Below are 25,238 nucleotides of genomic sequence, written 5' to 3'. Positions count from 1 at the left end.
GCGTTCTGTCAGGCGCCGACGGCTTTCAGCAGGAGATGGAGGTCGTGGGCGGCCTCGGCGGTGGACATGACGGTGATGGCGAGGACCGTGGCTGTCGCGGCGGCGAGGACGGGGTGGCGGCCGAAGGGGGGAGCGAGGAGGGCGGCGACGCGGCGGGGCACGGGCCCGGCGGCGGCGAGCGGGGTGCGGCGGCCGAGGATGGCCAGGGCGGCACCCGGGGTGCGACCGGGGGCGCTGTGGGCGGCGAGGGCGGCCTTGCCGACGGTGCGGGCGACCCGCTCGCGGTCGCCGGTGGCGGCGGCCGCGCTCTCATCGGCCCACCGTTCGATGGTGTACGTCACGGCCGTGGCGAGGGGGCGAAGCAGGGGGTTGGCGGCGGCACCGAGCTGGGCCAGGGCGACGAAGGCGTAATGGCGGCTCGTCAGATGGGCGCGTTCATGGGCGAGCAGGATATGGCGCTCGGTCTCGTCCAGGGTGTGCAGCATGCCGGTGGAGACGACGACGCGGCCGGGCAGGCCGGGGATCGCGAAGGCGTTGGGGGTCTCGTCCTCGATCACGACCAGGCCGTCTTCGGCGGGCATACAGGCCGCTTCCAGGGCGGCGGTGGCCAGGGTGCGGGCGCGCCGCCAGAGCATGCGGGCGGCCATGAGGACGGCGGCGCCGAGCAGCAGCCCGGCGATCAGGGCGACGGACAGCTCGGCGGGGTCGTCGCGCTGCGCGGTGTGGGCCGACCAGTGGCCGAGACCGGCCAGCTGGGGGAAGCGGATCAGCCCGGTGATGGCCAGCAGCCCCAGTGAGATGGTGGTCGCCGTGCCCAGTACGAGGGCCGAGGCGGTGAGCAGCCAGGTCGCCAGGCGGGGTTCGCATCGCTCCGCCAGGGGGCGTGCTCCGAGGGGAGCGAGCAGGGAGAGCAGCAGGGGGACGTAGACGGCGATGCGCATCTGGGCGGCCTCTTCCTACTGGTCGGGGTCGAGCAGTTGGCGCAGCAGGTCCGCGTCCGTGGTGGACAGGCCGTCGGCGAAGCGGGCGAGGACGTCCTGGCGGTCGGACCGCTCTTCCAGGACCGAGCGCATGCGGCGGGCGGCGAAGCCGGGGTCGTCGGTCACCGGGGCGTAGGCGTAGGCGCGGCCGCGCGGGGTGCGGGTGAGCAGCTGCTTGGTGTGCATGCGGGTGAGGATCGTCACCACGCTGTTGTAGGTCAGCTGGCTGCCGAGGCGTTCGGTGACCTCGCGGGGGGTCAGCGCGCCGTCGGCCCGCTGGAGCAGTTCGAGGATCTCGGCCTCGCGTGCACCGTTGGGCCGCTTGGGGCCCTGTCCTGGTGTCCGGGTGCCCATGGATTTGGCGTCCCTTCCCTCATCTTCTACAGTCGTGTAGAACTCCTACACCGGTGTAAAAGTCACTGTCCTCCAAGTGTGCCATGCGCTCGTACCCGGGCCGAACCCTGCCCTGGGCGGCGCACGGCCGGAAAGGAACCCGCGGTGCCCATGGCTCTCGAACCGCTGGATGCCGCCCAACCGCCGGTCGGCCGCCGCGCCCGGACCCGTATCGCCGCCGCGCCGACCGTGGGGAGCGCCAAGTGAAGATCACCTTCCTGATCCACAACGTGTACGCGATCGGCGGCACGATCCGCACCACGCTCAATCTCGCCGCGGCCCTCGCCGACCGGCACGAGGTGACGATCGTGTCGATGCTCCGGCACCGCGCCCGCCCGCGGTTCGCCATCGATCCACGGGTGACGGTGGTGCCCCTGGTCGACCTGCGGGAGAACAGCGCGGACGGCGGCGATCCGCTGCTGCGCCGGCCGGCCGAGGTCTTCCCCACCGCCGAGAAGCGGTACAAGCAGTACAGCCGCCTCACCGACCAGCGGGCGCGGGAGTACCTGCGGAGCTGCGACGCGGACGTGATCGTCGGCACCCGGCCGGGCATCAACGTGTACCTGGCCCGCTTCGCCCCGCCCCGGGCGCTGCGCATCGCCCAGGAACACCTCACCCACGACATGCACACCAAGAAGCTGCGCGCCCAGCTCGCCCGGCACTACCGCGACCTGGATGCCGTGGTCACCACGACCGACGCCGACGCGGCCGTCTACCGGGCGAGGATGCGGCTGCCGGGCGTGCGGATCCTGGCCGTCCCCAACGGCGTGCCCGACCCGGGCCCGTCGCCCGCCGAAGGCAGCGCCCCCGTCATCGCCGCCGCCGGACGCCTGGTGCGTGCCAAGCGCTTCGACCTGCTCATCGAGGCGTTCACCGATGTCGCCGCCAAGCACCCCGACTGGTCGCTGCGGGTTTATGGCGCGGGCGCCGACAAGGAGCGGCTCCAGCGGCTGATCGAGGAGCGGGGACTGGGCGGCCGGGCGGCGCTGATGGGCGCGGTGTCCCCGATCGAGGCCGAGTTCGCGAAGGCGTCCATCGTCGCCTCCGCCTCCGACGCGGAGTCCTTCGGCATGACGCTGGTCGAGGCGATGCGCTGTGGCATACCGGTGGTCGCCACCGACTGCCCGCTCGGCCCCGCCGAGATCATCGACGACGGCGTCGACGGCCGCCTGGTCCCCACGGGCGACCGGCAGGCGCTGGCCGCCGCGCTGACCGACCTCGTCGCCGACGAGCCCGGCCGCCGCCGCATGGGCGAGGCCGCCCGTGCCGCCGCCCGCCGCTTCGACCCGGCCCATGTCGCGCACGCCTACGAGGAACTGTTCGGCGACCTCGCCGTCACGCGTTCCTCGCGTGCCTGGCGGCGCCGCAAGGCCCGCTGGCGCAACCGTGCGGGCCGGGCCCTGCGCCGGCTGCGCCGCCGACCCCCATCCCGCTGACCGCGCCGCGCCGTCTTCCCCTACGGACACGGCCCGCTCGAGCCATCACAGAAACGGATCCAGATGAGTGCCATCAGCATCGGCCAGGCGACCGTCCTCGGCATCGTCGAAGGCATCACGGAGTTCCTGCCCGTCTCCTCCACCGGCCATCTGAAGATCACCGAAGGGCTGATGGGCATCCCGGTCGACGACACCTCCGTGGTCGGCTTCACCGCCGTCATCCAGGTGGGCGCGATCGCCGCGGTGCTGGTGTACTTCTTCAAGGACATCGTGCGGATCGTCTCCGCCTGGGGCCGCGGACTCGCCCACCGCGAACGGCGTCACCACCACGACTACAAGTTCGCCTGGTGGGTCATCTGCGCCACCATCCCGATCGTGATCGTGGGCCTGGCCGCGAAACCCCTCATCGAGGGCCCGCTGGCATCCCTGTGGGTGGTCGCCGGTTCCCTCGTCGTCGGGTCCGGTGTGATGTGGGTGGCCGACCAGATGGGCCGCCACAAGCGTGGCGAGGACGACACGGGCTTCAAGGACGCCATGCTGGTCGGCTGCTCGCAGATCCTCGCGCTGCTCTTTCCCGGCTTCTCGCGCTCCGGCGCCACCATGTCCACCGCGCTCATCCTCGATCTGGACCGGGTGGCCGCCACCCGTCTGTCCTTCTTCCTCGGCATTCCGGCGCTGACCGGCGCGGGTCTGTACGAGCTGAAGGACGCGGTCGGCGCCGGGGTTGGCACCGCCCCCCTCGTGGTGGGCACCGCTGTCTCGTTCGTGGTCGCCTATGCCTCGATCGCCTGGCTGCTGAAGTTCGTCGCCAAGCACTCCTTCAACGCGTTCGTCATCTACCGCGTCGCCGTCGGCCTGCTGCTCCTCGGCCTGCTGGGCACCGGAGCGCTCACGGCATGATCGCTTCGCGTACGGCCATCCGCCCACCGCGCCGGATCCCGTGGTTGGCGCTGGTCGCCCTCGCCTATGCCGTGGCCCAGCTCGCCCTGGTGGTCCCGCATCTGGGGCTGGGCTGGGACGAAACGGTGTACCTCTCCCAGGCCGACCCGCACCGCCCGGCGGCGTACTTCAGCGCCCCGCGCTCGCGCGGCATCAGCCTTCTGGCCGCCCCCGTCCTCGCCATCACCGACTCCACCACCGTGCTCCGGATCGTGCTGGCGCTGCTCTCCGCCGCCGCCCTGTACGCGGCCTACCGCATCTGGCAGCCGCTGCTCGGCCGTGGGCGGACCGCCCTGGCCGCGCTGCTGTTCGCGGGCCTGTGGACCACCCTGCTCTACGGACCGCAGGCCATGCCCAACCTATGGGTGGCCCTGTCCGCGGTGGCGGCAGTCGGCTGGTTCCTGCGTGCCGCACACCCCCATGCGGGCCGGCGGGCCCTGCTCGGCACGGGCGCCATGGTCGCGGCCGCCACCTGCTTCCGCTTCTCCGACGGCGGCTGGCTCGCCCTGCCCCTGCTCGCGGCGTGCGCGATCGTCCCGGCCCGGCGGCGCCCGGCGCCCGCGCTCGCCGTGGCCGGCGGATTCGCCGTGGGTGGCGCCGAGTGGATCGCGGAGGCGTACGCACGCTGGGGCGGGGTCGGCGCCCGGCTGCACGTCTCCAGCGCCACCGAGGGCGGCATGGGCGCGCACTGGGCGGGCGGCATGGCATGGCGCAGCCTCAACGGCCCCCTGCTCTGCCGCCCCTGCCACGTCCCGCTCACCCACCCCGAGCTCACCCTGTGGTGGCTGGCCCTGCCCGTCCTCGCCCTCATCGCCTGCGTCCTGGCCTGGCGCTCCCGGCGCGACGCGGTCATCCTGCTCCCCATCGCCTGCGCCGCCACGCTGAGCGTCCCCTATCTGCTGCTCGTCGACTACTCCGCGCCGCGCTTCCTGCTGCCCGTCTACGCCCTGCTCTCCCTTCCGCTCGCCGCCCTGGCCGCACACTCCGCGCGGGCCGTCCGCCCGCCCCGCGCCCGCGCCCTGGCCGCCGGGCTGGCAGCCGCGCTGCTCGCCCTGCACCTGTCCGCGCAGTACGAGATCCTCGACCGCGACACGGCCGCCGCCCGCGCCACCGCCGCCCGCTACCGCACCACCGCCCACGACCTGCGCCGCCTCGGGCTCACCCCGCCCTGCCTGGTCAGTGGCGAACACGCCCCGCCCATCGGCTACGACGCCGGCTGCGCCTCGGCCAACGTCGGCGGCAACAACCGCGACACCACCGCGCACGCCCTGCTGCGCCGCGCCGCCCGCGAACCCGCCGCCGCCCTCGGCAGGACCCGCTCCGGCCCTCCCCACTACGCCCGCGCCTGGACCCCTCACCGCCTGCCGGGCACCGGGCTCACCGCGTACGTCCGGAAGGGGACCCCGACGGCCGCGGCCCCGCCTCCCGCGCACCGCGCCGCCCGCTGACGGCCCTACGCGTGGTCCCGGGCGCTCCGCCAGGCCGCGTCGCGCAATAGTCGCAGGCCGTTGAGGCCGACGATGACCGTGGAGCCCTCGTGCCCGGCGACACCGAGCGGAAGCGGCAGGGTGCCGACCAGGTCCCAGACGACCAGGCCGGTGATGAACACCCCGGCGATCACCAGGTTCTGCACGACCAGGCGCCGGGCGCGCCGGGAGAGGGAGACGGCGGTGGGGATGGTGGACAGCTCGTCCCGGACGACGACGGCGTCGGCGGTCTCCAGGGCGAGGTCCGAGCCCGCTCGCCCCATGGCGACGGCGGTATGGGCGGCGGCCAGGGCGGGCGCGTCATTCACGCCGTCACCGACGACCAGCACCTTGCGGCCCGCGCCCGCCAACTCCCCGACCGCGGTGACCTTGTCCTGGGGCAGCAGCCCGGCGCGGACATCGGTGATCCCGACCTCGGTTCCCAGAAGGCGGGCGGCGCGGGGGTTGTCCCCGGTGAGCAGCACCGGTGCGGTGCCCGTCAGCGTGGTGAGCGCGGCGACGGTGGCGGTGGCGTCCTCGCGCAGGCGGTCGGCGATGCCGAGCACACCGACGGCCGAGCCGTCGACCTCCACCAGGACGGCGGTACGGCCGGTCGCTTCCAGCCGGGTCACCGACGCGGCGGCGGGGTGGCCGGGGCGCGGCTCCCGCAGCCGGCCGGGGCTGCCCACCGTGACGGTGTGTCCGTCGACCGTGGCGGTCACGCCGGTACCCGGGGCGGAGTCGAAGTCCTGGACCGCCGGAGGCTCCAGGCCACGCTTCCGGGCGGCATCGGCGACGGCCCGGGCCAGCGGGTGCTCGCTGGGGTGCTCGGCCGCCGCCGCCAGGGTCAGCAGGGCCTCCTCGGTCAGTCCCGAGTGGTCGAGCGGGCACACGTCGGTGACCCGGGGGGTCCCCTCGGTCAGGGTGCCCGTCTTGTCGAGGGCCACGGCGTCGACCTGGCCGAGCCGCTCCATGACCACGGCGGACTTGATGAGCACACCGTGGCGCCCGGCGTTGGCGATGGCGGACAGCAGGGGCGGCATGGTCGCCAGCACCACGGCGCACGGGGAAGCGACGATCATGAAGGTCATCGCCCGCAACAGGGTCGGCTGGAGTGCCGCGCCGAAGAGCAGCGGCACCGCGAACAGCGCCAGGGTGGCGGCCACCATGCCCAGCGAATAGCGCTGTTCCACCTTCTCGATGAACAGCTGGGTGGGGGCCTTCGTCTCCGAGGCCTCCGCCACCATCCGCACGATCCGTGCGATCACCGAGTCCGACGGATCGCGCTCGACCCGTACGGTCAGCGCGCCCGTGCCGTTGAGCGTGCCGGCGAACACCTCGTCACCGGCCGCCTTGGCCACCGGCAGCGGCTCCCCGGTGATCGTGGCCTGGTCGACCTCGCTCGCGCCCTTCCGCACCCGGCCGTCCGCGCCGACCCGCTCCCCGGGACGTACCAGGATCACATCGCCCACCGTCAGCTGTTCGGTGGGCACCGTCTCCTCGGCGCCGTCCCCGGACAGCCGGGTGGCGGTGGCCGGGGCCAGGTCGAGCAGACCGCGCACCGAGTCCGCGGTCCGCGCGGTGGCGATGGCCTCCAGCGCCCCCGAGGTGGCGAAGATGACGATCAGCAGCGCCCCGTCCAGCACCTGCCCGAGCGCGGCCGCGCCGAGCGCGGCGACCACCATCAGCAGGTCGACGTCCAGGGTCCGGTCCTTGAGGGCCCGCACTCCGGCCCATCCCGGCTCCCAGCCGCCGGTGACGTAGGTGAGCGCGTAGAGCGGCCCCCAGGCCCATGCCGGTGCGCCGAACAGCTGGAGCGGCAGCGCGATCAGGAACAGCGCCAGGGCGGCCGCCGCCCAGCGGGCCTCGGGCAGGGCGAAGATCCGCGTCCGGCGTCCGGGCGCCACCGGATCACGGACCACCCCGGGCGGCGCGGCCGGGCGGGTGAGGGTCGACGACATGGCAGGAGGCGTCCTTCAGGGGAGGTGGCAATGGGCTCGCCCCACACATTACAGGACTGAATGAACAGCTCTTCATGTATTCCTGAACGGGTCGGTAGGCTGGACGCATGGGCCATGGAGTCGCACCCGCCGCTGACAACGCCGTACCGCGCGCCCGCCTGGACGCCGGCAGCGCCCCGAGAGTCGCCGCGACACTTCAGGCGCTGGCGACGCCATCCCGGCTGCTGATCCTGGCCCGGCTGCGGGAGGGGCCCTTGCCGGCCACCGAACTGGCCGCCGCGGTCGGGATGGAGCAGTCCGCGTGCTCCCACCAGCTGCGGCTGCTACGCAACCTCGGCCTGGTCGTGGGCAACCGCGAGGGCCGCTCGGTGGTGTACTCGCTGTACGACAACCATGTCGCCGAACTGCTGGACCAGGCCCTCTACCACGTTGAACACCTGCGGCTGGGGCTGAGCGACGCCTCCGCCGAATCGGCCGGGGACGTGGACGAGGTGTCCGCGGCCCTCTGATTCGCGGGTCAGCGCGCCCGTGATTCGCGGGTCAGCGCGCCCGGCCGCGTGGCTTCAGGGGTACGGGCGGCAGCTCCGGGGCGGGCAAGGGGGCGCCGTCGTAGCCGTGGACCTCGCCGAAGCGGGAGCCCGAGCCCGACGTCCAGTCCTCGCGGGCCTGCGAGATCTCGTCGTGGGAGCGCCCGATGAAGTTCCACCACATCACGATCTTCTCCTCGAAGGGCTCCCCGCCCAGCAGCATGAGCGCGCTGTCCACATCCGCCCGCAGCGGCAGTTCGGCGCGTCCGCAGCCGAGGTAGAGGAGCGAGCCGGGGGCGAGGCGTACCCCGTCGACCTCGGACTCACCGGACATGGTGAGGGCCGCGTACTCGAAGTCGGGCCGCACCGGCAGCCGGGCGTCGGTGCCGGCCGCGAGGGCGATGTCCGCGCCCATCAGCGGAGTGAACGTGGTGCCGGGCGAGGCCGCGCCGTCCAGCTCGCCGAGGACGACCGTCGCCCGCAGCCCGCCGCCGCCGGTCACCCGGGGCAGCTCGGCGTGGTGCTCCCACATGGGGGCGATATGGCGGTCGCCGTCGGGCAGCGCGACCCACAGCTGTGCGCCGTGCAGCAGCCGGGCGTGCTCGCGAGGGGACTCCTCGGAGTGTGAGATGGCCCGGCCCGACGTCATCAGCCCCAACTCGCCGGGGCGTACCGTCTGGAGACTGCCGACGCTGTCGCGGTGCAGCACCTCGCCGTCGTGCAGCCAGCTGACCGTCTGGAGTCCCATGTGCGGATGCGGCGGGACCCGCATGCCCGGCTCCTGGGCGATGTCGTCCGGGCCGTAGTGGTCGATGAAGCACCAGGCGCCGACCATGCGCCGCCCGAGGTTCGGCAGGAGCCGGCGCACCATGGTGGATTCGCCCAGCGGGACCCGTTTGGCGGCCAGCAGCTCGCGGACCGGCTGGGCGGTGACGTCCTGGCGGCCGCCGCACACGGTCGGCGCGGGCCTCAGATCGAGATTGCTCATGACCGCACTCTCCCATCGCCCCCGGGCGGCTCAGGGGGAGCCAGGGGGATGTTTAGGGGGCGGTCGGATCGCCGCCGGAAGAAGAATCTATCCGGTGACCGCACCGACCCTGAAGGAGATCGCATGCCGTCCACACTGCACACCGAGCCCGTGGCGACCGTCCTGGACGGACTGCTGGAGGCCGAGCGCGAAGGCGACGAGCGCGCGTTCGCCGAGACCGGTGTGACCGACCCCAAGTCGGCCTGGGCCGAACTGGACGCCAGTCAGATGGCCGAGACGTTCAAGGACGCCTCCATGTCGGTGTCCAAGGAGGGCGGTGAGCTGCTCTACCTGCTCACCCGCGCGACCGGCGCGCGGACCGTCGTCGAGTACGGAACCTCCTTCGGCGTGTCCACCCTCTACCTGGCCAGCGCGGTGCGGGACAACGGCGGCGGGCAGGTGATCGGCACGGAGCTTCAGGCGGACAAGGTGGCCAGGGCCACGGAGGCCATCGCCGCCGCCGGGCTCTCCGACATCGCCACCGTCCGCGTCGGCGACGCGCGGGAGACGCTGCGGGACCTGCCCGGGTCGGTGGACCTGCTGCTGATGGACGGCTGGCCGAACCTCAACCGGGAGGTGCTCAAGGTGGTGGAACCCCGGCTGCGCCGGGGCGCGCTGGTGCTCGTGGACGACATGGACATGGAGTTCGGCTTCGACATCCACCGGGAGATGCGGGAGTACCTCGCCGACCCCGCGAGCGGCTATCTCTCGCTGCGCTTGCCGGTCGCCCACGGGATCCTGGCCGGGGTGCGGCTCGGCTAGCACCCGGGTGCGGCCGCCCTTCCCGCAGGCCGGAGCGCGGTTTCGGGGTTCATGACCGCACTCTCCCCTCGGGGGACGCCTCGCGCTCGCTCGTACGGCTCCGGACGTATCCGTACGAGGCGATCGCCCCGTACACCAGTGCCGCGCCCAGCAGCCAGCCGGCCAGGACGTCGCTGGGCCAGTGGACGCCCAGATAGAGGCGGGTGAAGCCGACGCCCAGCACGGATACGGCCCCTACGGCGGCCATGAGCCGTAGCCACTTCGCCGGTGCCCCGTGCAGCGTCAGCAGCCACAGCAACAGCCCGAAGGCGACGGTCACGGTCAGGGCGTGGCCGGAGGGGAAGGCCGCGTAGTGCGCCGAGTCCACCGGGTTCGACCACCGGGGGCGCTCCCGGTCGAGCGCGGCCTTCACCGCCTGTTGCAGCGCCGTGCCCAGCGCCGCCGTGACGGCCACCCAGAGCGCGAGCGGCCACTCCCGGCGCCACAGCAGCCACCCCACGGCCACGGCCAGCAGCGCACGCATCGTCCAGGGGTCCCAGACCCAGTCCGTGAGCACTCTGTTGGCCCGGGTGAGGCCGTGGTGCCGCACGGCGGAGTGGTGCAGGGCGACGACGATGTCCCGGTCGACGGTCCACAGCGGCCCCCAATGGGCGGCCACCAGGGCGAGCAGCACCAGGAAGAGCGCGGTGAACACGGCCGCGGCGCGGGCGGCCCGGCGGTGGAGGTTTGCCGGCTGCATGGGTCGAGTTGTACCAAGAACGTTGTACTGAGTACGCCGAGAACGCGAGAACGTCTACCCCAGCACCCGCAGCGCCGGGACGAACGTGACCAGCAGCGGGACGGCCGGGACGAGCGCCGCGGTGGCCGTAAGGCGCCAGCGGCGCGCCACGGGGAGGCGGGAGGCCGGGGCCAGCAGCCGGTCCACCCGCTGCGGCACCTGGGCGAGCGCGCTGGGGCAGGGGCCGAACACCCCGCGGTCCTCGTTGAGTTCGACCAGCGCGAGCGCGGTGGTCGTCCGCCCGAAGCGCCGTGACGCGGAGTCGTCGGCGGCCAGCTCGACCAGCCGGTGCACCTCGTCGCGGAACGCGGCGAACATGGTCACCCGCGGAAAGCCGATGGCCAGCGCGCCCGAGCAGTGCAGCAGCCAGTGGTGGCGGGCGCGGGCGTGGCCCTGCTCATGGGCGATGACGGCGTCCAGCCGACGGCCCTTGAGGCGGCGCAGCGCCGCCGTGGTGATGACGAGCTGGGGCGTGGTGCCCGGCAGCCACCAGGCGTCCGGCTTGTCGCTCTCCAGGACCACCAGACGCTCCTCGCTGGGCTCCTCACCGGGCAAGGCGGGGGAGCGGACGAGGAGTTCGGCCCGGTGCTGCCTGCGCCAGGCGCGGGCGCGGCCGATCTCGCGGGTGAGCATCACCGCGCTCCAGACGGCCCCGAAGGCGAGCACGAGGGCGACGGGCGCGGCCAACGGCCCGTAGCCGGACAGCGCGTACGCCTCCACCACGCCCTTGGGCGCGGGGGCGAAGACATTGCCGCGCACGGCGTCCCAGGCGGCCGCCCCGGTGAGCGCCATGGTCAGCGCACAGCACAACAGCACCCCGACGACCACGCACTGCCACACCCAGAGGGCGAGCACAGGTTCGCGGTCGATCCAGTCGGAGCGGGACAACAGGCGCGGCGCCATTGCCGCCGCCAGTGCGCCGAGGCCCATCAGCGCGAACGGGACCATCATGGCCGTCAGCCTATGATCGCGACGCTCGGGCCGGGTACGGTCACGGCGGGGAAGTGACGCATACCACGGTGCGGATACGGATGCGCTACGGATCGGGCCACGGCCCGGCCCGCCGCCCGTTCACAGGGCCAGCAGCATGGCGAACATCCCTATCCCCATCGACAGCCTGCATGCATGCCGCAGCTCGGGCCGCCGCGACCATCCGGCGCCGGGCGGTCCCGCCCTCGCGCCGTCGACCGTGCCGTCCACCGCGCCGTCCACGGCCCCGTCCGTCATCGGTACGAGCCGGAGCCCGGACCGTACGACGTAGACCGCGAAGTACACGAGCAGTACCCCGGTCAGCAGCGGCACCCCGCCCGCCATCCGGCCCGGGGCCATCCCGCCGGTGTGATGGTGGCCGCCCGTGGTGCCCACCATCATCGCGAGCGCCATATAGACCATCGCCAGCGCCCCGACGGCGTGATGCAGACGGTGCCCCGGGAGCCCCACGCCGCGCGGGACCGGCAGTAACGCCCTTACGGCTGCCACGGCGAAGACCGCCGCGAAGGCGGGCGGACCCCAGGGCCGGGGGTCCAGCACGGTGGACGGCACCGCCATCACGGCCATCCCCAATCCCATCAGCGCCTCGGCGCCCGCGACCCGCCGTCCCGGGCCGGGCGGCTCACCGCGCATCTGTAGCAGACAGTAGCCACCCGTGGCCGCGCACAGCGCGACCAGCAGCCAGCCGATGAGCGGAGGTCCGTGCACGGTCACACCTCCCGAACGGGGACGTAATACCAGGAGACATCCCCTTCCCCGGCACCGGCCACGGGAGCGCACGGGCGCAGTGGGGGAGCGCGAGGCGTGCGGAGTGGTGGGGAGCGCGAGGAGCGGTATGGCACGGTGAGAGGTGCGGCCCGTGGATCACGCAGGCCCCAGCCGCACCACGGGAACGTGAACAGCTGTCCAAAGAGGAGGAGAGCCCGTGTCGAATCCACCGCTTCCCGAGGCCGCGGTCGCCATGCTCGAGAAGCCCAATCCGGCCGTGATCGCGACGATCCGGTCCGACGGTCAGCCGGTGTCCACGGCCACCTGGTACCTCTGGGACGACGGCCGGGTCCTGGTCAACATGGACGAGGGCCGCAAGCGGCTCGACCACATCCGCAACGACCCCAGGGTCACGCTCACCGTGATCGACGAGGCGAACTGGTACAACCACATCACCCTCATCGGCCGGGTCGTCGAGCTCCAGGACGACAAGGACCTGGCCGGAATCGACCGGCTGGCCCAGCAGTACCTGGGCAAGGACTATCCGCAGCGGGACCGCGGCCGGATCAGCGCCTGGATCGAGATCGACCGCTGGCACGGCTGGGGCGAGCACAAGGAGAACACCCAGCCCGGCTGAGTCCCCTCGGCGCCGCCCGCCCCGCCACCGCGAGCTGTGGCGGGGCCGACGGACGAGGACGAGCCATCAGGGGCGGTAGCGCAGCGGATGGTCCTCGGGGACCTCCACGACCGCGATCCGCACGCCGTCCGGATCCGCGATCCACATCTCCACCAGCCCCCACGGCTCCTTCTTAGGCGGCCGCAGCACCTCGACCCCCTGCGCGGTGAGCTCCTTGTGCGCCGCCGTCGCGTCCGCCACCTGGAGCCACAGCTGGAGGCCCGGGGCGGGCGGGGTGTCCGAGCGGCCGGAGACCTCCAGGAAGCCCCCGCCGAGGAAGTAGACCGTGCCGCGCTCGGGGCCCGTGCCGAACTCCCGGTAGACCGCCAGGCCCAGGGCCTCGCCGTAGAACGCACGGGAGCGCTCGGGGTCCGTCGGCCGCAGCAGGACGCGGCTGCTCAGTACGTGAACCATGCCCGCGACCCTACGCAACCTGACCCCTTCGGAGCAGGTTAAGGTCTATTTGCCGCCACCGTCGCCACCGGTCGCCACCCACCGCCACACCGGCCCACACCGGCCACCGGTTGGCCACATCGGCCACCCGCCACCCGCCATCCGCCACCCGCCATCCGCCACCGGCCGCCCGGCCGTCACCGAAGGGAATCCCGCCGACGTCATGGACACCGCGGACGCCACCGTACGAGCCACCGACCCGCTCACCTTCCGCACCGCCACCGAGGCCGATGTGGAGGGGCTGGTGGCCCTGATCGAGTCGGCCTACCGCGGGGAAGCCAGCCGCGTCGGATGGACCACGGAAGCGGACTTCCTGGACGGGCAGCGCACCGACCCGCAGGACGTCGCGGACGTGGTGGGCGCCGAGAACGGCCGGATGGTGATCGTCGAGCGGAACGGTGAGCTGATCGCCTGCTGCCGCCTCGAGCACCGTGGTGACCACGCCTACTTCGGCATGTTCGCGGTCCGGCCCGCGCTCCAGGGCGGGGGCCTGGGTAAGGTGATCATCGCCGAGGCCGAGCGGTTCGCGCGGGCGGAGTGGGGCGCGAAGGAGATGCATATGACGGTGATCTCCGCCCGTGGGGAGCTGATCGCCTGGTACGAGCGGCGCGGCTACGCCCGTACCGGCCGGATGACCCCGTTCCCGTACGGCGATGAGCGCTTCGGCGTGCCGCGCCGCGCCGACCTCGAGTTCGAGCTGCTGATCAAGCCCCTCGGCTGAACCGCTCCGAGGGCCCCCTCCGAGGGCCCCTCTCTGAGGAGCCCTCCTGAGGCCCCCGAGGGTCTCGCGCCGCTTACGCCGTACGGGTGATTGTCGCCCGCGAGTGCGTCACGCCGTGAAGCGTGCCGCCCGCCGGATCTCCGGGAAGTCGGTCGTGGCGCCGTCCAGGCGGAGGCCGCGCGCCAGCTTCAGATGGTCGGGGGTGTTCACGGTCCAGCCGATGACCTTGAGGTCGTCGGCGTGTGCCTTCTCCACCAGCTCCAGCGTCAGCCTGCGGATGTTGAGCACCAGCATCCCGGCGCCGACGGCATGCGCCCGGTCGATCACATCGAGGCCGTAGCGGCTGGCCACGAGGGCGGTGCGGGCGGTCGGGAGCAGGGTGCGGATCTCGGCGAGCGCCTCGTCGTGGAAGGACAGGATGTCCACCCGGTCCAGCAGATCGCGACGGGTCAGCACCTGGGCCAGCGCCCGCGCGGCCGCCGTGTCCTTGATCTCGGCCTGGAGCGGCGCCTCCACGGCGTCCACGACCTCCTCGAAGACCGGGATCCGCTCACCCTCCCCGGCGTCCAGCCCACGCAGTTCCGCGAGGGTGAAGTCGCTGATCGGGCCCTTGCCGTCGGTGGTGCGGCCGACGTCCGCGTCGTGCATCACCACGAGTGCGCCGTCCTTGCTGAGGTGCAGGTCCAGCTCGATGACGTCCATGCCCTCGTGCTCGGCGCGAACGAAGGACCGCAGGGTGTTCTCCGGTTCGACACCCATCACTCCGCGGTGTCCGATGGTGAGAAAAGTCAACGCTGTCTCGCTCTTCTGACGGCCCTCGACGGCCTTCGCCGGGTCGTCCACGTCGGGTCGGGGGAGGCAGTGGGGTGGCTGATTCATCGGCACGCGGCGGACGGGCCGCCCGGACCGGCGCACACCATACCGGCCGCTCATGACCGGACCGTTCAAGCGGGGCCGTGGCATGAGCTGAGCCGATGGGGGCAGGAAAAACTGCGGTGGTGCGGGTGTGGCGCAGGATGATTTCCCGTACCACCGCTTGAGCGAGGGAGGGTCCATAGATACGGTGGTCATACGCGAGTTTCTTCGGTGAAGGAGTGGTCATGGCGAAAATCCTTTCGTCTGCGATAGCTGAAGGTGCCGTTCTGCCCGCAGAGCGTGTGGTCGATCATTCGGCCTGGCCAACCCTCAAGAACGCTGTCGAAACGTTTCGCCCGTGGCAGTCCAAGGACGGTTCCATCGACTTCGACGCCGAGGGCGCACCCACGCGGGAGACCGCCGCGGCGACCGTCGACCGGGTGATCGCGGCCATCGAGGAGCTCGCCCCGCTGCTTCCGCACGACGCCGACTACCACCGGGCGGTCGTCGCGGATCTGCGCCGCTGGACCGAGGAGGGATTCGGCGTCCCCGACTTCCTCGACTCGCTGCTCGCCTTCCAGCCCGCCCGCACGCGCGCCGACGGCCTCCAGCACCTCGTGGTCTTCCCCATGTACACGCAGAACGGCAACCCGGACCGCAATCTGGAAGCCGTGGTGCTGCGCATGGTCTGGCCGGAGTGGCTGGCCGAGCTGGAGCGCACCCGCTATGACAACCCGCTCTACTGCGGACTGGCCTTCGAGGACTTCACCTCCGGCTACGACACCAACTCCGCGGTGCTCTTCCCCGAGACCATCGCCGTCCGCGAGGCCCCCGAGCGGTTCAGTTGGGGCGGCATCTTCTGCGACCGTGAGGCGGCCCGGTTCCGCCGGGTCAGCGAGGCCGCCGTCCGGGCCCTGGGCATCCAACTCCCCGACGACATCCGGGACATGCTCGCCGACCAGCGCCGCTGCCAGGAGGCGTTCGCCCTGTGGGACATGGTCCACGACCGCACCCACAGCCATGGCGACCTGCCGTTCGACCCCTTCATGATCAAGCAGCGGCAGCCGTTCTGGATGTACGGGCTGGAGGAGCTGCGCTGCGACCTCACCGCCTTCAAGGAGGCCGTGAAGCTGGACGCCGAGGGCGTCACCCAGGGCCGTGACGTCCAGTACGCCGTGATCTTCGACCGGATGTTCCGGTTCCCGGTCACCGGTGCGCGGGTCCGCAACTACGACGGGCTCGGCGGCCAGTTGCTCTTCGCCTACCTCCACCAGCACGACGTCGTACGCTGGACGGACAACACCCTGCACATCGACTGGTCCCGCGCCTCGCAGGTCACCAACCAGCTGTGCGGCGAGATCGAGAAGCTCTACCGCGACGGCATCGACCGCCCCAAGCTCGTCCACTGGTTCAAGGCGTACGAGCTGGTGTCGACCTATCTCGCCCCGCACCCCGGCTCGGTCTGGGCCAAGGGCCCCGAAGCCCTGGACCTGAGCCAGCCGCCGCGCAAACTCGTCGACGACGTGCTCCCCGACGAGTTTCCGCTGAGCATGTTCTACGAGGCGCTCGGGAAGAAGCTGCGGGACGTGGTCGCCTCCACCAAGGGCATCACGGCCGACAGCGACCTGCCGGCGGCGGCATGAGCACCGCAGCGGCGCACAGCCCCCAGGCGGGGCAGGACAAGGAGGCGGCGAGCATGACCACACCGACGTCGAGCCCCAGCCCGAACGAGCCGGGCGAGCGGCCGCTGGACGGCGCGGTGGTGGCGGTGGCCGGCGCGGCCGGCCCCGCGGGCCGGGCCACGCTGCTCCGCCTCGCCGAGGCGGGCGCCACCGTCGTCGCCTCCGACGCCGACCCGGCCCGGCTGGCCGAGGCCGTGGACGCGGCGCGCTACGCCCACGGCGGCGCCAGCGTCACCGGCGAGACGGTCGACCTGCTCGACCTCGGCGCCGCCCGCGCCTGGGCCGACCGCACGGAGAAGGAGTTCGGCCGGGTCGACGGGCTGATCCACCTGGTCGGCGGCTGGCGCGGCAGCAAGACCTTCGCCGACGCCCCGCTCGCCGACTGGGACACCCTGCACAATCTGCTGATCCGCACCGCCCAGCACACCTCCCTCGCCTTCCACGACGCCCTGCTGCGCAGCGGCAAGGGCCGCTATGTGCTGATCAGCGCGGCGGGCGCGTCCAAGCCCACCGCGGGCAACGCCGCGTACGCCGCCGCCAAGGCCGCCGCCGAGGCGTGGACGCTCGCGCTCGCCGACTCCTTCCGCAAACTGGGGGGCGAGAGCGGTCCGCCGGCCGCCGCTGCCATCCTGGTGGTCAAGGCGCTGGTGCACGACGCCATGCGGGCGGAGCGCCCCAACGCGAAGTTCGCGGGCTTCACGGACGTCAAGGAGCTGGCCGAGGCCATCACCGGACTCTGGGACCGGCCCGCCCAGGAAGTGAACGGAACCCGCCAGTGGCTGACCCCCAAGCAGTGAGGACCGACGCCCGCCGCCACCACGACCCCGAGGTGCGCGGCTTCGCCAGCGACAACTACGCCGGCACCCACCCGGAGATCCTCGCCGCGCTCGCCCTCGCCGACGGAGGCCACCAGGTCTCCTACGGCGAGGACGACTACACCGCGCATCTCCAGTTCGTCATGCGCAGCCACTTCGGCCCGCACGCACAGGCGTTTCCGGTCTTCAACGGCACCGGCTCCAACGTCGTCGCCCTCCAGGCCCTCACCGACCGCTGGGGCGCGGTCATCTGCGCCGAGTCCGCCCATATCAACGTGGACGAGTGCGGGGCGCCCGAGCGCGTCGGCGGGCTGAAGCTGCTCACCGTCCCCACCGAGGACGGCAAGCTCACCCCCGAGCTCATCGACCGCCAGGCGTGGGGCTGGGACGATGAGCACCGGGCGATGCCGCAGGTGGTCTCGATCGCCCAGAACACCGAGCTCGGCACCGTCTACACGGTGGACGAGATCCGCGCCATCTGCGACCACGCCCACGAGCGCGGGATGAAGGTCCACCTCGACGGCGCCCGGATAGCCAACGCGGCCGCGTCCCTGGATGTGCCGATGCGCGCGTTCACCAACGCGGTGGGCGTCGACATCCTGTCGTTCGGCGGCACCAAGAACGGGATGCTCTTCGGCGAGGCCGTCGTCGTCCTCGACCCGGACGCGGCGGGCGCCATGAAGCACCTGCGCAAGCTGTCCATGCAGCTGGCGTCCAAGATGCGGTTCATCTCCGTCCAGCTGGAGGCGCTGCTCGCCCGCGACCTCTGGCTGCGCAACGCCCGCCACGCCAACACCATGGCCCAGCGGCTGGCCGACGGCGTGCGCGCGGTGGACGGGGTGCGGATCCTCCACCCGGTCCAGGCCAACGCGGTCTTCGCCCGGCTCCCGCACGAGGTGAGCGAACGCCTCCAGAAGCGCTACCGCTTCTACTTCTGGGACGAGGCCGCGGGCGATGTGCGCTGGATGTGCTCCTTCGACACCACGGAGGAGGACGTGGACGGCTTCCTCACGGCACTCAAGGAGGAGATGGGCCGGTAGGCCGTTTCCGGTAATGAGCGCACGGGGCGGGCCGCACGGCCCGCCCCGCGGTCGTCCGTCCTCAGTCGGCCACGACGGCGCCGCAGCCGATCGACGGCAGGCCAGGGCACTTCCAACGGAGCGCTCAGCGGCCTCGGTCCAGGGCCAGCGCCTCGGCCGGGGTGGGGGCGGTGCCGCCCAGGTGGGCCGGGACCCACCAGGTGTCCTCCGGGCCCTTGGGCCGCACCGGATACGCCCGCTGTGCCGCCTCCAGCAGCTCCTGCACCCGGCCGCGCAGCCGCTCGGTCAGGGTGTCCGAGGGCTCGGTCGGGTCGGCCTCCATCGGCTCGCCGACCCGCATCGTGATCGGGAAGTGATGGCGGCCCAGCGCCCGCTTCTGGCCCTTGGTCCACAGCCGCTGCGTGCCCCACAGCGCCATGGGCAGCAGCGGAACGCCCGCCTCCTGCGCCAGCCGGGCCGCGCCCGACTTGAAGTTCTTGAGCGTGAAGGACCGCGAGATCGTCGCCTCCGGGAAGACGCCGATGATCTCGCCGGAGCGCAGCGCCCGCAGGGCGTGCTTGTACGCGTCCATGCCCGCCGCGCGGTCCACCGGAATGTGCTTCATCGCGCGCATCAGCGGCCCGGAGACCTTGTGCCGGAAGACCGACTCCTTGGCCATGAACCGCACCAGCCGCTTGGCCGGACGGGCGGTCAGCCCGCAGAAGACGAAGTCGAGATAGCCGATGTGGTTGCTCACCAGAACCGCGCCACCCGTTTGCGGGACATTCTCGGTGCCCTTGATGTCGAAGCGCAGATCGAGCGCCTTGAACATGGTGCGGGCGATGCCGATCACCGGCGGGTAGACGAGCTCTGCCATCGAGGACCCTTCGTCGATGCCTGGGGAGGGTTCTCCCGGCGGAAGTTACGCGGCCGTAGGTATCCGGCTTCTGGCAGATGGTGCCCGATGTCGTCTCTTTGTGCTACCGCGCGGTGCGGCCCGGCCGAGAGATCCTCATCACGTCGGGGAGCCGCCGGGGAATCTCCCGGCCGTTCAGGACGCTGCACCAGGGAGGTCCGACCGGGAGGAGACGGGTGCGAGACGGCGACGGAAGCCGGCGGCTGGGCGCCGCCGAGCTCGGCGCGGAGCTGGGGGAGCGGGCGACGCTGGTCCAGTTCTCCAGCGCCTTCTGCCAGCCCTGCCGGGCCACCCGGCGGACGCTGTCCGAGGTGGCCGCGATGGTGGACGGCGTGGCGCATATCGAGATCGACGCCGAGTCGCGGCTGGAGCTCGTCCGGGCGCTGGACATCGCCCGTACCCCCACCGTGCTGGTGCTCGACGCGGCCGGGCGGGTCGTACGGCGAGCCTCGGGGCCGCCGCGCCGGGCCGATGTCATCGCCGCTCTGGGTGATGCCGTGTGAGCCTCCGCGCCCCGGCCCCACTTGACGGTCCGCACCCGGCGTGGTCAGGGTGAACGGCATGCGGCCTGGACCCCTTCTTTACGGACGTGTGCACGTGGACCTGATGCGGACCGCCGGCGCACGGTGTCCGGGCGGGTGAGCGAACGAGGACAAGCGCAGCCCCCCGCCCGTACCTCCGGCAGAAGGACAACTCCATGACGGCAACGCACGACCTCGGCACGTCCCCGCTGACGACGTCCGACCTCTTCCGCTCCGTCTTCCGCCGGCACGCCTCCGGCGTCGCCGTGATCACCGCCCAGGGCACCCGCCCGGTCGGCTTCACCGCCACCTCCCTCGCCTCCGTGGCCGCCGAGCCGCCGCTGCTCTCCTTCGGCGTGGGCACCGGCTCCTCGAGCTGGCCGGTGCTCTCCGATGCCGAGTACGTCGGTGTCCACATTCTGGGCGACCACCAGCGGGAGCTGGCCGCGACCTTCGCCCGCAGCGGTGCCGACCGCTTCGGACCGGCCACCGGCTGGCGCTCGGGACCGGAGGGCGTGCCGGTGCTCGACGGGGTACTGGCGTGGCTGGTGTGCCGGGTGGTGGCCCGGATACCCGCAGGGGACCACCGGGTGCTGATCGGCGAGGTCACCGCGGGTACGGCGGCCGGGACCGGCCGTCCGCTCCTGTACCACCAGGGGCGCTTCAACGCGCTCCGCGACTGACCCGCCATGCGCTCCGCGGCCGATCCGCGCCTCCCTGGTTGGCATGTACGCCTCGCGTTGATCACCGCCGTTGGCAAGGTCACAGTTCAAGCGGGTTGCGTATGGGGAACGAGCTGGGTGTACTGACGAGTAATATTTTGCTGCGGTGCATGGGCCGCCCGGCAGGAAAACCGCCCGCGGTACCGCCCGGGTCCCGCCCCCGAAGGCGCCTATGCTGCCAGCAACAAGGCAGCTCGGTAGAGACGATGCAGTAGGAGAGCCGGCGTGAGCTTGAGGATCGTTGTCTGTGTGAAGTATGTGCCCGACGCCACCGGCGACCGGCACTTCGCCGAGGATCTGACCGTTGATCGTGAGGATGTGGACGGTCTGCTCTCGGAGCTGGACGAGTACGCGGTCGAGCAGGCCCTCCAGATCGCCGACGAGGCGGATGACGCGGAGATCACGGTGCTGACCGTGGGTCCGGAGGATGCGAAGGACGCGTTGCGCAAGGCGCTGTCGATGGGTGCGGACAAGGCCGTGCATGTCGAGGACGACGATCTGCACGGCACCGACGCGCTGGGTACCTCGCTGGTGCTGGCCAAGGCGGTCGAGAAGACCGGCTTCGACCTGGTGATCTGCGGGATGGCCTCCACCGACGGCACCATGGGCGTGCTCCCGGCGATGCTGGCGGAGCGCCTCGGCGTGCCGCAGGTGTCGCTGCTGTCGGAGGTGTCGGTCGGGGACGGCACGGTGAAGGGGCGCCGGGACGGGGATACCGCGACCGAGCGGTTGGAGGCGTCGCTTCCGGCGGTGGTGTCGGTGACCGACCAGTCCGGTGAGGCCCGGTATCCGTCGTTCAAGGGGATCATGGCGGCGAAGAAGAAGCCGGTGACGTCCTGGGACCTGGAGGACCTGGAGATCGAATCGGACGAGGTCGGTCTCGAGGGTGCCTGGACGGCCGTGGAGGGTGCCACTGAGCGTCCGGCCCGTACGGCGGGCACGATCGTCAAGGACGAGGGTGAGGGCGGCAGGCAGCTCGCTGCCTTTCTCGCGGAGCGCAAATTCATCTGAAGCCGCCTGGCGGGTCAGAAGTTCATCTGAGCCGCGCCGTCCCTATCGTCCAGATCTTTCGCATGTCGCAGGAGAGCGATTCCCATGGCTGAAGTCCTTGTCTTTGTCGATCACGTGGACGGTGCCGTCCGCAAGCCCACGCTGGAGCTGTTGACGCTGGCCCGCCGCATTGGCGAGCCTGTCGCGGTCTCTCTCGGTGCCGGTGCCGCGGATACGGCGTCCACTTTGGCGGAGTACGGTGCGGTGCGGGTGCTGGCCGCGGACGCGCCGGAGTTCGCCGACTATCTCGTGGTGCCGAAGGTGGACGCGGTTCAGGCGGCGTATGAGGCCGTGTCGCCGTCCGCTGTGTTGTTCCCGTCCTCCGCGGAGGGTAAGGAGATCGCGGCCCGGCTGGCGGTCCGTATCGGTTCGGGCATCATCACCGACGCGGTGGACCTGGAGGCTGGGGAGGAGGGTCCGGTGGCGACGCAGTCGGTGTTCGCCGCCGCTTTCACCACCAAGTCCCGGGTCAGCAAGGGTACGCCGGTCATCACCGTCAAGCCCAACTCGGCCGCGCCGGAGGCCGCCCCGGCCGCGGGTGCGGTCGAGGCGCTTGAGGTGTCTTTCTCCGACAACGCCGCCGGTACGAAGGTGGTGGCGCGTACGCCGCGTGAGTCGACGGGGCGTCCGGATCTGACCGAGGCCGCGATCGTGGTTTCCGGTGGCCGTGGTGTGGGTGGTGCGGAGAACTTCCCCGTGGTCGAGGCGCTGGCCGATTCCCTGGGCGCGGCGGTTGGCGCCTCGCGTGCGGCGGTGGACGCGGGCTGGTATCCGCATACCAATCAGGTGGGTCAGACGGGTAAGACCGTCTCGCCGCAGTTGTACGTCGCGGCGGGTATCTCGGGTGCGATTCAGCACCGGGCCGGTATGCAGACCTCGAAGACGATTGTGGCGGTCAACAAGGATGCCGAGGCTCCGATCTTCGATCTGGTCGATTACGGCGTGGTCGGTGACCTGTTCGAGGTCGTCCCGCAGCTGACCGAGGAGGTCAAGTCCCGCAAGGGCTGACGTCCGCCGGACCTCCGCGAGGCCCCGTACGCGATGCGCGTGCGGGGCCTCGCCGCTGCCGGGAGGGTGTTGACCCGCCGTTCCATGGCTGGCTAACTTCACCGTACGGATCATCGTTTCCGTACAGCGGAAAGAGCGGGAAGGGTGGCGAACGGACATGGAGCCTCAGGAGACGGTACGGACCAGCCTGCCCGGTGCCGTACGGGCGTCAATCGCCGACTCACTCGCCGCCGTCGACGCCGAGCTCGCCCGCCGCTACCCCGGCGATCCGGGCACCCGTCAGCCCGTTCACACCGTCTACGTCCCCGCCGACCTCCTCACCGCCGGTACGGTGCGCGACTGGGGCGACCAGGCGCTGGCGGCCCTCGACCGGCACGCGCCCGACGCCGCCTCCTTCGCCGCCGTCCTCGGCCTCCCCGGCGAACTCGCCGAGCCCGTCCACACCCGGGTGCGGGCCAAGCTGGAGCGCGAGCCCGTGGAGGATCTGCGGATCGACTTCGAGGACGGCTACGGACCCCGCCCCGACGCCGAGGAGGACGCCGCGGCCGCCCGCGCCGCCTCGCTCGTCGCGGCCGCCTGCGCCGAGGGCGCCGCGCCGCCCTATGCCGGCATCCGCATGAAGTGCCTGGAGGCCGCCGTACGCGACCGCGGGATCCGCACCCTCGACATCTTCCTCACCGGGCTGATGGCGGCCGGAGGGCTGCCGGCCGGCCTGGTGCTCACCCTCCCCAAGGTGACGTACGCCGAGCAGGTCACCGCGATGGCCCGGCTGTGCGAGGAGTTCGAGAAGGCGCACGGACTCGCCCCGGGCCGCATCGGCTTCGAGATCCAGATCGAGACCACCCAGGCCATCCTCGGCCCCGACGGCCGCGCCACCGTCGCCCGGATGATCGACGCCGCCGAGGGGCGGGCCACCGGGCTGCACTACGGCACCTTCGACTACAGCGCATCCTGTGGCGTCGGCGCCGCCCATCAGGCCATGGACCACCCCGTGGCCGACCACGCCAAGGCGGTGATGCAGGTCGCCGCCGCCGGAACCGGCGTACGGCTCTCCGACGGCTCCACCAACGTGCTGCCGGTCGGCCCCACCGAACGGGTCCACGACGCCTGGCGGCTCCACCACCGCCTGGTCCGGCGGTCGTTGGCGCGCGCGTACTACCAGGGCTGGGACATGCATCCCGGCCACCTCCCGACCCGCTACGCCGCCGTCTACGCGTTCTACCGCGAGGGCCTGGAGGCGGCCGCGGAACGGCTCGCCGCGTATGTGGACCGTACGGCCGGATCCACCGGCATCGCCGACGAACCGGCCACCGCGAAAGCGCTCGGCGGCCATCTGGTGCGCGGGCTGGACTGCGGGGCGCTCGACGGCACCGAGGTCGAGCGGCTGACCGGGCTCGGCCGCGCCGAACTCGACGCGCTGGCGGGCCGCGCCGCCCCGGCCGCCTCCTGACCGACCCCGCAACACCGGATCCGCGGGAGCCCACGGATCGGGCGCGGATCGGCCCGTCCCGCCGGGGCCGCTGATCCGCTTGGTCACATCCGCTCACCCGCACGTGTCACCCGGGATGCGGCCCCGCCGGTGAAGGCGGGAGATGGGTGTCATGGCCAGAAGCGCCGTGTCGGCCCTGCTGATCCTTCTCGGTTGCCTCCTCGTACCGGTGTCCGTGCTGACGGTCTGGGTCCACGACATCGTCCTGGACACCGACCGCTACGTGGCGACCGTCGCCCCGCTCGCGAAGGACCCGGCGATCCAGGACACCGCCGTGGAACAGGTCAGCCAGGCCGTCGACATCCGCCACAACAGCCAGGAGATCACCGCCGACATCGCCTCCTGGCTGCGCGCCCACGGCCTTCCGGAGCGGGCCGCCGACACCATCGAGGGGCTGGCCCCGCAGCTGGACTCGGCCCTGGACCAGGCGGTGCGGAAGGTGGCCGCCCACATCGTGCGCAGCGAACAGTTCCCCGCCGTGTGGACGGGCGCCAACCGGGCCGCCCACACCGCCGTCGTGGGCGCCCTCACCGGCAAGGGCGGCGGGCCGGTCGGCGTCGAGGGCCACACCGTCACCCTCAACGTCGGCGCCGCCGTGGAGCGGGTCAGACAGCAGCTGGTGGACGCCGGGCTCCCCGCGGTGACCGGCGTCCCGGACATCCACCAGCGGCTCGTCCTCTTCCACTCCGACCGGCTCGACACCATGAGACGGTCGGCGCGCCTGCTCGACCTGGCCGGGAACTGGCTGCCCGCGCTGACCGTGGCCCTCGGCGGTACGGGCGTGCTGCTCGCCCGCCGGCGCCGCCGGGCGCTCGCCCGCGCGGCCCTGGGCACCGCGCTCGCCTCCCTCGCCCTGGCGCTGGTCCTGATGGTGGGGCGCCGCTACTACCTCGACCATGTGCCGACGAGCGTGCTGTCCAGGGAGGCCGCCTCGGTCCTCTTCGACACGGTGGTGCGCTTCCTGCGGGTCACCGTGCTCACCGTGCTGGTGCTCGGCCTCGTGGTCGCGCTCGGCGCCTACCTGGCAGGGCCGGGGCGGCTGCCGAGCACCGTACGCGGCCGGGCCGAGATCCTCGCCGACAGCGCGGCCCGCTGGGGCGCGGCCCACGGGATGCGCACCGGCCGGGCCGGCACCTGGACCGCCGACCACCGGCGGGGTCTGACGACGACGGCCCTGCTGGTGCCGGTCGCGGTGTTCGCCCTGTGGAACCACCCCACCGTGCTGACGGTGCTCTTCCTGGTGCTGATCCTGCTGGCGGCCCTCGGGGTGATCGCCCTGCTGGCCGCCACGGGGCGCACGGGCGCACACGGCCGGGGCGGTTGAAGCAGGGGCCGCCCACACGC

27 protein-coding genes are annotated in these 25,238 nt (G+C 72.3%); 17 read left to right on the top strand and 10 right to left on the bottom strand.

The genetic code is table 11. The features are described 5' to 3' along the window. Positions 1 to 8: 8 nt before the first annotated feature. Positions 9 to 941, bottom strand: coding sequence for a M56 family metallopeptidase (locus tag ACJX2R_RS08375; protein WP_413099495.1), 933 nt, complete (start codon positions 939 to 941; stop codon positions 9 to 11). A 15-nt stretch (positions 942 to 956) separates the two neighbouring features. After that, positions 957 to 1,334, bottom strand: a complete 378-nt coding sequence (locus ACJX2R_RS08370; protein ID WP_020873437.1) for a BlaI/MecI/CopY family transcriptional regulator — start codon at positions 1,332 to 1,334, stop codon at positions 957 to 959. A gap of 242 nt (positions 1,335 to 1,576) precedes the next feature. Between ACJX2R_RS08370 and ACJX2R_RS08365 the strand changes: the two genes are divergently transcribed. The 3 genes from ACJX2R_RS08365 (at position 1,577) to ACJX2R_RS08355 (ending at position 5,196) form a co-directional block, all read left to right on the top strand. Beyond that, the gene (locus ACJX2R_RS08365; RefSeq protein WP_413099494.1) at positions 1,577 to 2,809 is read left to right on the top strand and encodes a glycosyltransferase family 4 protein; all 1,233 of its coding nucleotides are present in this window, start codon (positions 1,577 to 1,579) and stop codon (positions 2,807 to 2,809) included. A 63-nt stretch (positions 2,810 to 2,872) separates the two neighbouring features. Continuing rightward, positions 2,873 to 3,709: an undecaprenyl-diphosphate phosphatase gene (locus ACJX2R_RS08360; RefSeq protein ID WP_413099493.1), complete on the top strand. Its 837-nt coding sequence runs from the start codon at positions 2,873 to 2,875 to the stop codon at positions 3,707 to 3,709. After that, entirely contained in the window at positions 3,706 to 5,196 is a 1,491-nt protein-coding gene (locus tag ACJX2R_RS08355; protein ID WP_413099492.1) for a hypothetical protein, read from the top strand. Before ACJX2R_RS08360 ends, ACJX2R_RS08355 begins: the two co-directional genes overlap by 4 nt. A gap of 5 nt (positions 5,197 to 5,201) precedes the next feature. Here ACJX2R_RS08355 and ACJX2R_RS08350 read toward each other — a convergent pair whose 3' ends face one another. Further along, positions 5,202 to 7,175 carry a heavy metal translocating P-type ATPase gene (locus ACJX2R_RS08350; RefSeq protein ID WP_413099491.1) on the bottom strand — a complete coding sequence of 658 codons (1,974 nt, stop codon included), beginning with the start codon at positions 7,173 to 7,175 and terminating at the stop codon, positions 5,202 to 5,204. Positions 7,176 to 7,282: 107 nt separating this feature from the next. Between ACJX2R_RS08350 and ACJX2R_RS08345 the strand changes: the two genes are divergently transcribed. Beyond that, on the top strand, positions 7,283 to 7,684 hold the full coding sequence (locus ACJX2R_RS08345; protein ID WP_262698931.1) for an ArsR/SmtB family transcription factor: 402 nt from the start codon (positions 7,283 to 7,285) through the stop codon (positions 7,682 to 7,684). 31 nt (positions 7,685 to 7,715) lie between these two features. On the opposite strand, the gene ACJX2R_RS08340 is transcribed toward ACJX2R_RS08345, so the two are convergent. Then, positions 7,716 to 8,690, bottom strand: a complete 975-nt coding sequence (locus ACJX2R_RS08340; RefSeq protein WP_413099490.1) for a pirin family protein — start codon at positions 8,688 to 8,690, stop codon at positions 7,716 to 7,718. A gap of 123 nt (positions 8,691 to 8,813) precedes the next feature. Here ACJX2R_RS08340 and ACJX2R_RS08335 point away from each other — a divergent pair, with 123 nt between their 5' ends. Beyond that, positions 8,814 to 9,491, top strand: coding sequence for an O-methyltransferase (locus ACJX2R_RS08335; RefSeq protein ID WP_413099489.1), 678 nt, complete (start codon positions 8,814 to 8,816; stop codon positions 9,489 to 9,491). A gap of 49 nt (positions 9,492 to 9,540) precedes the next feature. Here ACJX2R_RS08335 and ACJX2R_RS08330 read toward each other — a convergent pair whose 3' ends face one another. The 3 genes from ACJX2R_RS08330 to ACJX2R_RS08320 all read right to left on the bottom strand — a co-directional run bounded on the left by ACJX2R_RS08330 (position 9,541) and on the right by ACJX2R_RS08320 (position 11,967). Then, positions 9,541 to 10,230: a phosphatase PAP2 family protein gene (locus tag ACJX2R_RS08330; RefSeq protein WP_413099488.1), complete on the bottom strand. Its 690-nt coding sequence runs from the start codon at positions 10,228 to 10,230 to the stop codon at positions 9,541 to 9,543. Positions 10,231 to 10,284: 54 nt separating this feature from the next. Further along, the gene (locus ACJX2R_RS08325; RefSeq protein ID WP_262698935.1) at positions 10,285 to 11,220 is read right to left on the bottom strand and encodes a M56 family metallopeptidase; all 936 of its coding nucleotides are present in this window, start codon (positions 11,218 to 11,220) and stop codon (positions 10,285 to 10,287) included. A 120-nt stretch (positions 11,221 to 11,340) separates the two neighbouring features. After that, positions 11,341 to 11,967 (bottom strand): DUF5134 domain-containing protein, encoded by a 627-nt coding sequence (locus tag ACJX2R_RS08320; protein WP_413099487.1) that lies wholly within the window; start codon positions 11,965 to 11,967, stop codon positions 11,341 to 11,343. A gap of 217 nt (positions 11,968 to 12,184) precedes the next feature. Between ACJX2R_RS08320 and ACJX2R_RS08315 the strand changes: the two genes are divergently transcribed. Further along, a complete protein-coding gene (locus ACJX2R_RS08315; protein ID WP_413099486.1) occupies positions 12,185 to 12,604 on the top strand; it encodes a PPOX class F420-dependent oxidoreductase in 420 nt (139 codons plus the stop codon). A 66-nt stretch (positions 12,605 to 12,670) separates the two neighbouring features. Here the strand turns inward: ACJX2R_RS08315 and ACJX2R_RS08310 are convergent, their stop codons facing one another. Beyond that, positions 12,671 to 13,057, bottom strand: a complete 387-nt coding sequence (locus tag ACJX2R_RS08310) for a VOC family protein (RefSeq protein WP_413099485.1) — start codon at positions 13,055 to 13,057, stop codon at positions 12,671 to 12,673. A gap of 202 nt (positions 13,058 to 13,259) precedes the next feature. On the opposite strand from ACJX2R_RS08310, the gene ACJX2R_RS08305 reads away from it, so the two are divergent. Beyond that, on the top strand, positions 13,260 to 13,817 hold the full coding sequence (locus ACJX2R_RS08305; protein ID WP_413099484.1) for a GNAT family N-acetyltransferase: 558 nt from the start codon (positions 13,260 to 13,262) through the stop codon (positions 13,815 to 13,817). Positions 13,818 to 13,925: 108 nt separating this feature from the next. Here ACJX2R_RS08305 and ACJX2R_RS08300 read toward each other — a convergent pair whose 3' ends face one another. Continuing rightward, positions 13,926 to 14,609, bottom strand: a complete 684-nt coding sequence (locus ACJX2R_RS08300; RefSeq protein WP_121823819.1) for a glycerophosphodiester phosphodiesterase — start codon at positions 14,607 to 14,609, stop codon at positions 13,926 to 13,928. Positions 14,610 to 14,917: 308 nt separating this feature from the next. Between ACJX2R_RS08300 and ACJX2R_RS08295 the strand changes: the two genes are divergently transcribed. From ACJX2R_RS08295 to ACJX2R_RS08285, 3 genes are read left to right on the top strand one after another with little or no spacing between them, the layout of a single operon-like run. Continuing rightward, on the top strand, positions 14,918 to 16,315 hold the full coding sequence (locus ACJX2R_RS08295; RefSeq protein ID WP_413099483.1) for a DUF6421 family protein: 1,398 nt from the start codon (positions 14,918 to 14,920) through the stop codon (positions 16,313 to 16,315). 53 nt (positions 16,316 to 16,368) lie between these two features. Further along, a complete protein-coding gene (locus tag ACJX2R_RS08290; protein ID WP_078957079.1) occupies positions 16,369 to 17,151 on the top strand; it encodes an SDR family NAD(P)-dependent oxidoreductase in 783 nt (260 codons plus the stop codon). After that, a complete protein-coding gene (locus ACJX2R_RS08285; protein ID WP_413099482.1) occupies positions 17,148 to 18,209 on the top strand; it encodes a threonine aldolase family protein in 1,062 nt (353 codons plus the stop codon). Before ACJX2R_RS08290 ends, ACJX2R_RS08285 begins: the two co-directional genes overlap by 4 nt. Positions 18,210 to 18,333: 124 nt before the next feature. Here the strand turns inward: ACJX2R_RS08285 and ACJX2R_RS08280 are convergent, their stop codons facing one another. Continuing rightward, complete coding sequence (locus tag ACJX2R_RS08280) at positions 18,334 to 19,065, bottom strand: lysophospholipid acyltransferase family protein (protein ID WP_210945995.1); 732 nt, start codon at positions 19,063 to 19,065, stop codon at positions 18,334 to 18,336. Between the two features lie 182 nt (positions 19,066 to 19,247). On the opposite strand from ACJX2R_RS08280, the gene ACJX2R_RS08275 reads away from it, so the two are divergent. From ACJX2R_RS08275 to ACJX2R_RS08245, 7 genes are all read left to right on the top strand, one after another. After that, a complete protein-coding gene (locus tag ACJX2R_RS08275) occupies positions 19,248 to 19,607 on the top strand; it encodes a TlpA family protein disulfide reductase (RefSeq protein ID WP_413105800.1) in 360 nt (119 codons plus the stop codon). A gap of 58 nt (positions 19,608 to 19,665) precedes the next feature. Beyond that, the gene (locus ACJX2R_RS08270; RefSeq protein ID WP_317259516.1) at positions 19,666 to 19,746 is read left to right on the top strand and encodes a putative leader peptide; all 81 of its coding nucleotides are present in this window, start codon (positions 19,666 to 19,668) and stop codon (positions 19,744 to 19,746) included. A 55-nt stretch (positions 19,747 to 19,801) separates the two neighbouring features. After that, a complete protein-coding gene (locus ACJX2R_RS08265) occupies positions 19,802 to 20,308 on the top strand; it encodes a flavin reductase family protein (RefSeq protein WP_262698943.1) in 507 nt (168 codons plus the stop codon). Positions 20,309 to 20,572: 264 nt separating this feature from the next. Continuing rightward, entirely contained in the window at positions 20,573 to 21,358 is a 786-nt protein-coding gene (locus tag ACJX2R_RS08260) for an electron transfer flavoprotein subunit beta/FixA family protein (RefSeq protein WP_413099481.1), read from the top strand. An 84-nt stretch (positions 21,359 to 21,442) separates the two neighbouring features. Then, on the top strand, positions 21,443 to 22,405 hold the full coding sequence (locus tag ACJX2R_RS08255; RefSeq protein WP_413099480.1) for an electron transfer flavoprotein subunit alpha/FixB family protein: 963 nt from the start codon (positions 21,443 to 21,445) through the stop codon (positions 22,403 to 22,405). A 157-nt stretch (positions 22,406 to 22,562) separates the two neighbouring features. Next, on the top strand, positions 22,563 to 23,855 hold the full coding sequence (locus ACJX2R_RS08250; protein ID WP_413099479.1) for a DUF6986 family protein: 1,293 nt from the start codon (positions 22,563 to 22,565) through the stop codon (positions 23,853 to 23,855). Between the two features lie 151 nt (positions 23,856 to 24,006). After that, a complete protein-coding gene (locus ACJX2R_RS08245) occupies positions 24,007 to 25,218 on the top strand; it encodes a hypothetical protein (RefSeq protein ID WP_413099478.1) in 1,212 nt (403 codons plus the stop codon). Positions 25,219 to 25,238: the final 20 nt, after the last annotated feature.

Origin of the sequence: Streptomyces sp. Inha503 (assembly GCF_047215865.1) — a bacterium.
GTDB lineage: Bacteria > Actinomycetota > Actinomycetes > Streptomycetales > Streptomycetaceae > Streptomyces > Streptomyces lycopersici.
This window is presented reverse-complemented; position numbering and strand designations above follow the sequence as displayed.